The sequence below is a fragment of the Pseudomonas sp. 02C 26 genome (assembly GCF_002843585.1).
In the GTDB taxonomy this organism is placed as follows: domain Bacteria; phylum Pseudomonadota; class Gammaproteobacteria; order Pseudomonadales; family Pseudomonadaceae; genus Aquipseudomonas; species Aquipseudomonas shirazensis.
Genome location: NZ_CP025262.1, coordinates 5089402 through 5100000, shown reverse-complemented (window position 1 = coordinate 5100000; position 10599 = coordinate 5089402). Strand labels below are relative to the sequence as shown.

Annotated in this window: 7 protein-coding genes and 3 rRNA genes (1 of these 10 only partly in view); 5 read left to right on the top strand and 5 right to left on the bottom strand. The window is 59.6% G+C overall.

Annotated features, from left to right (window positions below):
* The 3 genes from CXQ80_RS23220 to rrf (CXQ80_RS23210) all read left to right on the top strand — a co-directional run.
* A 23S ribosomal RNA gene (locus CXQ80_RS23220) occupies window positions 1–1809 on the top strand; it begins 1084 nt to the left of the window's first position.
* A gap of 126 nt (window positions 1810–1935) precedes the next feature.
* A 5S ribosomal RNA gene (gene rrf, locus CXQ80_RS23215) occupies window positions 1936–2051 on the top strand.
* A 108-nt stretch (window positions 2052–2159) separates the two neighbouring features.
* Window positions 2160–2275, top strand: a 5S ribosomal RNA gene (gene rrf, locus CXQ80_RS23210).
* Between the two features lie 152 nt (window positions 2276–2427).
* Here rrf (CXQ80_RS23210) and CXQ80_RS23205 read toward each other — a convergent pair.
* From CXQ80_RS23205 to CXQ80_RS23190, 4 genes are all read right to left on the bottom strand, one after another.
* Complete coding sequence (locus CXQ80_RS23205) at window positions 2428–4797, bottom strand: TonB-dependent siderophore receptor (protein WP_256585622.1); 2370 nt, start codon at window positions 4795–4797, stop codon at window positions 2428–2430.
* 201 nt (window positions 4798–4998) lie between these two features.
* On the bottom strand, window positions 4999–5967 hold the full coding sequence (locus CXQ80_RS23200; RefSeq protein ID WP_101322666.1) for a FecR domain-containing protein: 969 nt from the start codon (window positions 5965–5967) through the stop codon (window positions 4999–5001).
* A 4-nt stretch (window positions 5968–5971) separates the two neighbouring features.
* Window positions 5972–6475: a sigma-70 family RNA polymerase sigma factor gene (locus tag CXQ80_RS23195; RefSeq protein ID WP_101323137.1), complete on the bottom strand. Its 504-nt coding sequence runs from the start codon at window positions 6473–6475 to the stop codon at window positions 5972–5974.
* 81 nt (window positions 6476–6556) lie between these two features.
* Entirely contained in the window at window positions 6557–7246 is a 690-nt protein-coding gene (locus tag CXQ80_RS23190; protein WP_101322665.1) for a GntR family transcriptional regulator, read from the bottom strand.
* Between the two features lie 195 nt (window positions 7247–7441).
* Between CXQ80_RS23190 and lapG the strand changes: the two genes are divergently transcribed.
* Both lapG and lapD read left to right on the top strand, forming a co-directional pair.
* On the top strand, window positions 7442–8203 hold the full coding sequence (gene lapG / locus CXQ80_RS23185) for a cysteine protease LapG (RefSeq protein ID WP_224785603.1): 762 nt from the start codon (window positions 7442–7444) through the stop codon (window positions 8201–8203).
* Window positions 8204–8213: 10 nt separating this feature from the next.
* On the top strand, window positions 8214–10160 hold the full coding sequence (lapD, locus tag CXQ80_RS23180) for a cyclic di-GMP receptor LapD (RefSeq protein WP_101322663.1): 1947 nt from the start codon (window positions 8214–8216) through the stop codon (window positions 10158–10160).
* A gap of 25 nt (window positions 10161–10185) precedes the next feature.
* Here the strand turns inward: lapD and CXQ80_RS23175 are convergent, their stop codons facing one another.
* Window positions 10186–10527, bottom strand: coding sequence for a tryptophan synthase subunit beta (locus CXQ80_RS23175; protein WP_101322662.1), 342 nt, complete (start codon window positions 10525–10527; stop codon window positions 10186–10188).
* Window positions 10528–10599: the final 72 nt, after the last annotated feature.

Genomic DNA, 10599 nt, shown 5'->3' with positions numbered 1-10599 from the left:
TAATAGCTCACTAGTCGAGTCGGCCTGCGCGGAAGATGTAACGGGGCTCAAACCATGCACCGAAGCTACGGGTATCACCTTTTGGTGATGCGGTAGAGGAGCGTTCTGTAAGCCTGTGAAGGTGAGTTGAGAAGCTTGCTGGAGGTATCAGAAGTGCGAATGCTGACATGAGTAACGACAATGCGAGTGAAAAACTTGCACGCCGAAAGACCAAGGTTTCCTGCGCAACGTTAATCGACGCAGGGTTAGTCGGTCCCTAAGGCGAGGCTGAAAAGCGTAGTCGATGGAAAACAGGTTAATATTCCTGTACTTCCGATTGTTGCGATGGAGGGACGGAGAAGGCTAGGCCAGCTTGGCGTTGGTAGTCCAAGTTTAAGGTGGTAGGCTGAGATCTTAGGCAAATCCGGGATCTCAAGGCCGAGAGCTGATGACGAGTTGCCTTTAGGCGACGAAGTGGTTGATGCCATGCTTCCAAGAAAAGCTCCTAAGCTTCAGACAATCGGGAACCGTACCCCAAACCGACACAGGTGGTTAGGTAGAGAATACCAAGGCGCTTGAGAGAACTCGGGTGAAGGAACTAGGCAAAATGGCACCGTAACTTCGGGAGAAGGTGCGCCGGCGAAGGTGAAGGGTTTACCCCGTAAGCTTTTGCCGGTCGAAGATACCAGGCCGCTGCGACTGTTTATTAAAAACACAGCACTCTGCAAACACGAAAGTGGACGTATAGGGTGTGACGCCTGCCCGGTGCCGGAAGGTTAATTGATGGGGTTAGCGCAAGCGAAGCTCTTGATCGAAGCCCCGGTAAACGGCGGCCGTAACTATAACGGTCCTAAGGTAGCGAAATTCCTTGTCGGGTAAGTTCCGACCTGCACGAATGGCGTAACGATGGCGGCGCTGTCTCCACCCGAGACTCAGTGAAATTGAAATCGCTGTGAAGATGCAGTGTATCCGCGGCTAGACGGAAAGACCCCGTGAACCTTTACTATAGCTTTGCACTGGACTTTGAATTTGCTTGTGTAGGATAGGTGGGAGGCTTTGAAGTGGGGACGCCAGTTCTCATGGAGCCATCCTTGAAATACCACCCTGGCAACTTTGAGGTTCTAACTCAGGTCCGTTATCCGGATCGAGGACAGTGTATGGTGGGTAGTTTGACTGGGGCGGTCTCCTCCCAAAGAGTAACGGAGGAGTACGAAGGTGCGCTCAGACCGGTCGGAAATCGGTCGTAGAGTATAAAGGCAAAAGCGCGCTTGACTGCGAGACCCACACGTCGAGCAGGTACGAAAGTAGGTCTTAGTGATCCGGTGGTTCTGTATGGAAGGGCCATCGCTCAACGGATAAAAGGTACTCCGGGGATAACAGGCTGATACCGCCCAAGAGTTCATATCGACGGCGGTGTTTGGCACCTCGATGTCGGCTCATCACATCCTGGGGCTGAAGCCGGTCCCAAGGGTATGGCTGTTCGCCATTTAAAGTGGTACGCGAGCTGGGTTTAGAACGTCGTGAGACAGTTCGGTCCCTATCTGCCGTGGACGTTTGAGATTTGAGAGGGGCTGCTCCTAGTACGAGAGGACCGGAGTGGACGAACCTCTGGTGTTCCGGTTGTCACGCCAGTGGCATTGCCGGGTAGCTATGTTCGGAAGAGATAACCGCTGAAAGCATCTAAGCGGGAAACTTGCCTCAAGATGAGATCTCACTGGGATCTAGAATCCCCTGAAGGGCCGTCGAAGACTACGACGTTGATAGGTTGGGTGTGTAAGCGCTGTGAGGCGTTGAGCTAACCAATACTAATTGCCCGTGAGGCTTGACCATATAACACCCAAGCAATTTGCTCATGCAGGTTGCGGTGGTGAAGACGAAACGCTGAAGATTCGTACACAAACATCACATATCCGAATTTGCTGGGCCGTTCATCTGGACGTTCTGGCTACAGAATTTCTTGACGACAATAGAGCATTGGAACCACCTGATCCCATCCCGAACTCAGTAGTGAAACGATGCATCGCCGATGGTAGTGTGGGGTCTCCCCATGTGAGAGTAGGTCATCGTCAAGATTCATTTCGCAAAACCCCTATCTGCGCGAGCAGGTAGGGGTTTTGTCTTTAAGTAGAGAGACTCAAGTTTCGCTGACACGTCTACCGACGGTTCGGCACACAGAATTTCTTGACGACAATAGAGCATTGGAACCACCTGATCCCATCCCGAACTCAGCAGTGAAACGATGCATCGCCGATGGTAGTGTGGGGTCTCCCCATGTGAGAGTAGGTCATCGTCAAGATTCAAATCGAAAGCCCCTGTCAGCGTTGCTGACAGGGGCTTTGTCTTTCTCGGCGGACTGCTTTGCTGTCAGGCCCCGGCCAAGACAACAGCCCAATAAAAAGGCCCGCTCCTGAATCCAGGAGCGGGCCTTTTGGCTTTCAGCCAGTGCGGTCAGAACTGATAGCTGACGGTAGCGCTGACATTGCGTTCCTCACCCATGTAGCAGTAGCTCAGGCTGGCACACGAAGCGATGTAGCTCTCATTGGTCAGGTTGTTGGCGTTAAGGCGCAGATCTACACCCTTGAGGCCGACCTTGCCCAGGTCGTAACCGATGGAAGCGTCGAACAAGGTGTAGGAGGGCACCTTCATGCTGTTTTCAGCATCTACCCAACTGTACCCCACATAGCGCACGCCGCCGCCCAGTCTAAGCCCATCCAGAGCGCCCTGGCGGAAGTCGTAGTCGGCCCACAGCGAGAGCATCTGCTTGGGCGCCTGCGTCGGCGAGTTGCCCTTGTTGTCTACAGTTGCCGCAGCCAGGCTAGGCATCGACTTGGCGTACTCGATGTCGGTGAAGGTGTAGCCACCCAGCAGCTTCAGGTTATCGGTCACCTGCACATGCGCTTCCAGTTCCAGGCCTTGTGAGCGCACCTGGCCTACTGCCCGGTAGAACTCCTCGTTGGGCTGTTTGGACGCGAGGTTTTCCTGTTCAATACGGAACACCGAGGCCGTGAACAGGTTGTCGCTACCCGGCGGCTGATACTTGACCCCGGCTTCCCACTGGGTGCCCTCGGTCGGCGCCAGAGGCCGGCCGTTCTGATCAGAAACGGTATTGGGGTTGAACGACTCGGAATAGCTCACATACGGAGCGATACCGTTTTCAAACAGGTAGAGCATGCCTGCGCGCGTAGTGAAGCTTGAACGGTCGTCACTGACCCGGGTGTCGCTGTCACGGTTTTCTTCGGAGACCTTGACCCAGTCCTGGCGCAGCCCCAGTGAAAAGCGCCACTGGTCGAGCTCGACCAGGTCCTGCAAGTACACACCGGTCTGCTGCAGGCGCCGCGTGTAGTTGTTTTCACCCAGTATCTGCAAGTTGCCGTTGCCGTACTGCGGGTTGGCCGCATTCAGGCTGTCGACGCTCCCATAGCGCCAGGCTACGTCGGCTTTACGCCGCTGATAGTCGGTACCCAGCAGCACGGTGTGCTTGGCCGCCCCGGTGAAGAATTCCGCCTGCAGCATGTTGTCGATGATGAACGAATGCAGGCGCTCGTCGCCGCCGGTGTAGGCCCGGTTCATGATGTTGCTGTCGGTCGCGCCCCAACCGGCGAAGTAGACTTGATCCATCGACACGTCGGAATCCTGGTAGCGGAAGTTCTGTCGAGCGGTGAACACATCGTTGAAGCGGTGCTCCAGCTGATAACTGAACGACTGCTGGGTGCGTTCATAGTTGTCGATGCCCGGCTCACCCTCGAAGAAGTGATCTGACAGCCGCTGACCATTGCGCTTGTGCAGCACGCCAGAAGCAGGCAGGCCGCCGTGGTAGCCGCCGTTGGGATCTTTCTGCAGGTAGGCCTGCAAGGTCAGCGAAGTATCCTCGCTGAAGTCGATGCTGATCGCTGGGGCGATGGCGTAGCGTTCTTCCTTGTTGTGGTCGAACTGGGTGTCAGCCGAATCAGCAAGGCCGGTCAGGCGATAGGCAATGCGCTTGTCGTCATCCAGCGGCCCGCTCAAGTCAAAGCCCATGCCGCGCTGGCCTTGGGTGCCGACGGTTGCCTGAACCTGGTGGAAGGCCTCGAAGGTCGGTTTCTTGGTGGTCAGCGCAACCAGCCCGCCTGGCGAGCTGCGGCCGTAGAGGACCGAGGATGGCCCTTTGAGGATATCGATACGCTCGAGGAAATACGGATCGACCTGCATCGTGCTATAGGTGCCGTTATCACCCATCGACTTCAAGCCGTCGACATAGATGTTATCCACCGAGCCATCGTTGAAGCCGCGCATGGCCACATAGTCATAGCGGTGGGTGGCGCCATATGGGTTGGTCAGCACCCCGGGCGTGTAGCGCATGGCCTGGGCAACCGTCTGCGAGCCCTGGTCGTCCATTTGCTGGCGGGTAACCACTGACACCGACTGGGTGGTCTCCAGAATAGGCGTACTGGTCTTGGTGGCGATCTGGCTGTGGGTGGCGTTGTAGCCCTCCATGCTGCCTAGCGCGTTGCCGAGGGCGAAACCGCGTACATCGGTGTCAGGCAAGGCCAGCGCAGCGTCTGCGGCTTGCTCGCGCAGTACGTAGCGGCTGCCATCGCTGCTGTCAGCTTGCAGGCCCGTGCCGTTGAGCAACTGGCGCAATGCCTGGTTGGTCGAGTACGCGCCTTGCAGGCCAGGTGACTGCAGCTCGGCAGTCAATTGCGGGGTGCTCGACAGTGTTATACCAGCCTGGCGAGCGAACTGATTGAGCACATCATCGAGGTTGCCCGCGGCGATGCTGTACTGCTGGGAGGCACTGGCGGTTTCTGCTGCCTGGCTCAGGGGCGCGACAGCGGCCATGCCCAATGCAGTGCCGAACAAGGCGGCGCGTATGGCTCTGCCTAGAAGGGCTGAATTCAAGACAGGTCGAAAATCATTCTCGTTGATGCGGTGTGGTGAACGCTGGCCGGGCATGAGGGATCCGTAGGCTGATTAAGGGCAGTTGATGGTGCTTACTGTCCAAGCCGGACGTGTCAGCGCTTCCCGCCAAAAAAATTGGCGTCAGGCTGCCCGCTCCAGCCGCACCCACCAGCGGGTGCGTTGATGCAGGCGCACCGGCAGCGTCTGCGGCAGTAGCTCAAGCAACGCATCGGTGTCTGCCAGGCGGTACACGCCGGACAAGCGCAGATCGGCCACGTCGTCGCTACAACTGAGGAACCCGGGTCGATAGCGGGCCACCTCGGCGACGAAGTCCGCCAGGCGCATGTTGCCAGTCACGATGAGGCCGTCAGCCCAGGCGGCCGCGTCCATGTCGGGCTGCTCGACCACGCGGGGCCCATGCGCGTCTATCGACCAGTGCTGGCCGCTGCCCAGCCAGTGCAGAGCAGATGGGCCAGGGCCATGCAGCGCTACTTGGCCGGCGCTGACACTCACCTGTGTACAGTCATCACGCTGACGCACCGTAAAACGACCATTCACGCCTTCAAGCAAAGCGTCGCGCGTTTGCACCAGCAGCGGTCGGCCGTTGGCTTGAGCGTCGCTGCAGGTCAGCATCAGCTCGCCGTGGTTGAGGCGAATCAAGCGCTGGCGGGCATCAAAGGCAAGGTCGGCAGCGCTGCGTGTGTTGAGTTGCAGCAGCGAGCCGTCCGGCAGGGTGACGCTGCGCCGCTCGCCAGTGCCAGTGCTGTAGTCGGAACGCCAGTCAGTCAGCAATTGCAGGTCCTTGCTCAACCAGCTCGCGGAGCCAATCAGCGCAGCTCCCCCCAGTAGTTTCAGGGTCTGGCGCCGATGCAGGCGGCGCTCGCTGGTTTCTAGTGTATGCAGCGCCAGGCCTGCGCCGGGGATGGCGCGCAGGTCGAGATCCTGGTGCAGGCTGAGCACTCGCTGCCAGGCGCGCTCATGTTCCGGGTGGGCCTCGCGCCATTGTTCACACTTGCGCTGCAAACGCTGATCTGGCCCGCTTTCGCGCAGCCGCAGCATCCACTGGATCGCTTGTTTGACGACGGTTGCCGAAGGCTGCGCAGCGCTCATCGATCTATAGCTCGTTCTCAAAGCGCAGTTGATAGCAGTGGTAGAGCGCATCGGCGATATAACGCTCGACCGAGCGCAGCGAGATGCCCATCTGCTCGGCAATCGCCTTGTGGCTGAGGCCTTCGCATTGGGCCAGCAGAAACGCACGGCGTACCTTCGGTTTGAGACCGTCGAGCATGCGCGCGATACGCTCGAGCAACTCCAGCAGCAGCTCGCGAGTTTCTGCCGAAGGTGCCTGCGCTTCGGGCAAATGCGACAGCGCCTCGCAGTAGGCGCGAGCCAGTTCTTCGCGGCGCCAATGGTCGATGACCAGGCCGCGGGCGACTGTGCGCAGAAAGGCTCGTGGGGTATTCAGCTGCAACTGGTCGCGGCGCTGGAGCAGGCGCACGAAGGTATCTTGCGCCAGGTCAGCGGCATCGGCAGCGTTACCCAGCTTGCTCCGGAGCCAATTGTGCAACCAGCCGTGATGTTCGCTGTAGAGCGTGTGCACGGAGTCGTGAGAAGACATGAAGATACGCCGCCAGCACTGCTGCATGAATGATAATTAGTCTCATTGTTTGCGGTCAGCGCTGATTTTGCAACCGCAATGTCAGCTGCTCTGAGCATCCAGGTAGCGGCGAATGGTACGGGCGCCTTTATTCAAATGCTCGGCGAGGATCTCGACCGCGTCATCCACCCGCTTTTCACTGGCTGCATCGACCAACGCGTTGTGATCATCCTGAGTGAGTTTGCCCAAGCCCATCGCAGACAGGTGAAAGCGCAGGAAGCGTTCTTCTTCATTGAGCTCGCTGTCGATCAAGCGCAGTAGTTTCTGATTGTGTGCCTTGCAGTACAGGCTCATGTGCAACAAACGATTGAGGCGGCCGATCTCGGCGTGTCCGGTCTGTTTTTCCAGTTGCTCGATGTAGCTGCGGGCGAGGGCGATATCGGTAGCCTCCAGCAGCGGAACCGACTGGCGCAGCGCTTCCGACTCAAGCAGCACACGCAGGGCGTAGCTGTCGACGGCATCCTCACCGATCAGCGGCGCAACCACCGCACCCTTGTGCATAACCACTTGCAGCAAACCCTGCGCTTCGAGTTGGCGCAGCGCCTCGCGCACGGGCATCCGGCTGACGCCGAACAGTGTCGCCAGCTCTTGCTGGCGCACGGCAGTGCCAGGAGGCAGGCGCCCGTCGATGATCGCGCTACGCAAGCGTTCTTCAATGACACTGCGAGCCAGATGTGCCGGGACTTGCTCAGTGCCAAGCACGGCAGACAACAGTTTGATTTTTTCGGCCACGGGGAGTCTGCCTCTACAACTGGCGGTATTGGATCCAATCAAGTTAGGGGCTTGCTGGAGGGGTGTCAAACCAGGGTGACAAAACAGTTTTGCCGCCCGTTTTGCGGGAGGCGGCTATGGTGAAGGAAGTCCATGCCGAGGGGAAGCCGGTGCGACGTTCGGGCTGTTATTGATTCAGCACGCAGTGATTGCAAGGTGCCATTGTCTTTTCCCGCCACAGGCCGCACCATCGCGGCTCCCGATTGGTCTGCACAGGTCTTCGCAGTGGCGATACCCAGCATGCTCAGTGTTGTCATGCGTCGGCTCGGCCTTGCTGCCTTGCTGGCATGCATGCTGCTGGGCGGCTTGCATGCGGATTGGGACTTTGCTCAGATCAGCCAGCGGGCGCAAAAGCTATATGGGCCGCTAGGTGCAGGCAAGGAACGCATCGATGCCTGGCAGAACCTGCTGGCGACGCAACAGCAGGGCAGTGAGCTGGAGCGTCTGCAAGTGGTCAACCGCTTCTTCAACCAGCAGTTGCGCTACACCGAGGATATCGACCTGTGGCATGAGGTCGATTACTGGGCTACCCCGATCCAGTCTCTGCTCAAAGGCGCTGGCGATTGCGAAGACTACGCCATCGCCAAGTACTTCAGCCTGCGGCGTATGGGCATTGCCAGTGACAAGCTGCGCATTACCTACGTCAAGGCATTACGCCAGAACCGCGCGCACATGGTACTGACCTACTATGCCAACCCACAGGCGCAGCCGCTGGTACTGGACAGCCTGATGGATGCGATCAAGCCGGCCAGCCAGCGTACCGACCTGTTGCCGGTGTATTCCTTCAACGGTGAAGGGCTGTGGCTGACAGGCGCGGCGGGCAACAAGAAGGTCGGTGATACCAAGCGCCTGTCACGCTGGCAGGATTTGCTGAAAAAAATGCAGGCCGAAGGCTTCCCGGCGGAGCCGGTCTACTGAAGGAGCACCGATGTCACTGTTCAAACAATTGCTGCTAGCCATTTGCTTGTTCCTCGTCGTTGCCTTCAGCGGCAGCTTCATGGTCAGCCTGGAAAGCTCACGCAGCCAGTATGTGAACCAGCTGCGTTCCCATGCTCAGGATGCGGCGACCGCCCTGGCCTTGTCGCTGACGCCGAATATCGACGACCCGGCGATGGTCGAGCTGATGGTCAGCTCGATTTTCGACAGTGGCTATTACTCCAGCATCAAGGTGGTCGACCTGCAGTCCAATGCGGTGTTGGTCGAGCGCCACGCCGAGCCTGACCGCGGCGGTGTCCCGGCCTGGTTCATCGGCATGATCGGCCTGGAGCCTGCGGGAGGTGACGCGATCGTCAGTCGTGGCTGGCAGCAGGCGGCGCGAGTCGAAGTGATCAGCCACCCGATGTTTGCCCTGGCCAAGCTGTGGCAGAGCGCGCTGGGCAGCCTGGGCTGGCTGTTGCTGTGTGGCGCGGTGAGTGCAGTGCTTGGCGCATTGCTGCTGCGCCGGCAACTGCGCCCGCTGGATTACATGGTCGAGCAGTCGCATGCGATCGCCCGGCGCGAATTCCTCAGCCTGCCCGAGCTGCCGCGCACCCCCGAGCTGCGCCGCGTGGTGCAGGCGATGAACCAGATGGTCGAGAAGCTCAAGGCGCTGTTCACCGAACAGGCCGAGCGCAGCGACAAGCTGCGGGCCGAGTCTTACCAGGACAGCCTGACCGGGCTGGCCAACCGGCGCTACTTCGAGATGCAACTGGCAGCCCGCGTCAGCAATATGGAAGAAGCCCGCGCCGGTTACCTGCTGTTGCTGCGGGTAATGGACCTGGCCGGCCTCAACGCACGCATGGGCGGCCAGCGCACCGACCAGTTGCTGCAGGCAGTAGGTGAGCAGCTACGCCGCACCTGTGCCAGCTTCCCGCAGACCAATGACCTGATCACCCGTAGCCGCGGCGGTGAGTTCGCTGTGCTGGCTCCGGGCATGGTCCACGAAGAAGCGGTCCAGCTTGCCCAGGCGCTGGAAGCTACCCTGCACAGCCTGCACGAAACAGGGGCCAGTGACGTCGACCCAGTCGCCTGCATTGGCCTGGCGCCCTACAGCCCCGGTGATGCGCCGCAGGCGCTGCTGAAACTTGCCGACGAAGCATTGGCCCGTGCCGAAAGTCAGCCGGCACCCGGTTGGGTGTGCCTGGAGCAGGGCGTCGCTGCTCAGGCTGCAGACAGCCATCATGCCTGGCATGCGCGGTTGGATCAGGCCCTGAGCGGCGGCCAGTTCGAGCTGTACTTCCAGCCCGTGGTCGCCAGCGAGGCGCCTGCACAGATCCTCCATTACAAAGTGATCTCGCGGCTGCATGACGAGCAGGGCGAGGCGCTGGCGGCGGGCCGCTTCCTGCCGTGGCTGGAGCGCTTCGGTTGGGTGCCACGGCTTGACCTGCTGGTGCTGGAGAAAGTCCTCAAGCATGTGCAAGGTCATCAGGAGTCGCTGTCGCTGAGCCTGTCGGCTGCAACCCTGGCCGACCCGCAAACGCTGCAGCGGGTGTTTGATCTGCTGGCCCAGCATCGTGCCCTGGGGCCGCGCCTGACCTTTGAACTGGCTGAAGAGCAATTGCCCGATCAGGCCGCCCTGGAGCAGTTGACCCGCCGCCTGCATGCACTGGGCTTCGGCCTGGCGCTGCAACGCTTCGGTGGTCGTTTCAGCATGATCGGCAACCTTGCCCATCTGGGCCTGGCCTATCTGAAGATCGACGGCAGCTATATCCGCAGCATCGACCGCGAGCAGCACAAACGCCTGTTCATCGAGGCCATTCAGCGTGCGGCGCACAGCATCGACCTGCCGCTGATTGCCGAGCGGGTCGAAACCGAGGGTGAGTTGCAGGTACTGCGCGAGATGGGCGTGCAGGGTATTCAGGGGCAACTGGTGGGTGAGCCCGCGCCCTGGCGATGACTGACCGGGGCCGCTGCTGGCCCCCTCAGATCAAGCCGCTGGTGTCGTCATCGTCGATCAGGCTGTTCAGGCTGCCCAGCGACTTGCGCGCTGTGGAGCGGTTGAGCAGCTTGGACTGCGCGCCTGCCGGCAGGTCGGTGATGCTGAGTACGCCCTTGGTGGTCAGTACTTCGATCAGGTCTTCGAGCACACGGATCATGTCCAGGTCGCTCTGTTTGAGCTGCTTCAGGCTGTTTTCAACCTGATCGTCAGCAAACCATTCCTGAATTTCGGCGCTGTCGGCAGGGACCATTTCGTTGTACTGCTCGAACTCGGCGGCTTCCACCCGCAACAGCTGGCCCTTTTCGTCGCGTTGCACGTAGAACATGATCTGCCTCCGGTTATCCTGAATCCCTGCCCTGACTAGCCAGCATAGGCAACAAGGCCCACTTGAGCTAAC

Coding starts and splice junctions, on each gene's coding strand:
- CXQ80_RS23205 (WP_256585622.1), bottom strand. CDS start 4,797: ATGGCCGCTGTCGCGCCCCTGAGCCAGGCAGCAGAAACCGCCAGTGCC.
- CXQ80_RS23200 (WP_101322666.1), bottom strand. CDS start 5,967: ATGAGCGCTGCGCAGCCTTCGGCAACCGTCGTCAAACAAGCGATCCAG.
- CXQ80_RS23195 (WP_101323137.1), bottom strand. CDS start 6,475: ATGTCTTCTCACGACTCCGTGCACACGCTCTACAGCGAACATCACGGC.
- lapD (WP_101322663.1), top strand. CDS start 8,214: ATGTCACTGTTCAAACAATTGCTGCTAGCCATTTGCTTGTTCCTCGTC.
- CXQ80_RS23175 (WP_101322662.1), bottom strand. CDS start 10,527: ATGTTCTACGTGCAACGCGACGAAAAGGGCCAGCTGTTGCGGGTGGAA.